The organism is Veillonella parvula (assembly GCF_024461875.1).
Lineage (GTDB): Bacteria > Bacillota > Negativicutes > Veillonellales > Veillonellaceae > Veillonella > Veillonella parvula_I.
Genome location: NZ_JANGAL010000109.1, coordinates 1 through 235, shown reverse-complemented (window position 1 = coordinate 235; position 235 = coordinate 1). Strand labels below are relative to the sequence as shown.

Below are 235 nucleotides of genomic sequence, written 5' to 3'. Positions count from 1 at the left end.
ATCAAGGAAAAGGGGTTGCAACAGCTATTTGTAACCAACTGGAACAAGCGGTTGATGGAAAAATTACAACTTATGCTTCTATTACAGCAAAACCATTTTTTGAAAAACGAGGGTATAAAGTTGTAAAGGAACGACAGGTAGAACGACAAGGAATTTTTCTTACAAATTATGTGATGATAAAGGAACAATAAATCTTGAATTTATAAATCGAAAAGGGAATTTATGAAAAAAATTA

General features: G+C 31.1%; 1 protein-coding gene. It reads left to right on the top strand.

All coding sequences use genetic code 11. From position 1 onward, the window contains the following. On the top strand, positions 1 to 191 hold a 191-nt coding region (locus NE668_RS10035; protein ID WP_256196876.1), incomplete at its 5' end, for a GNAT family N-acetyltransferase. Positions 192 to 235 lie beyond the last annotated feature (44 nt).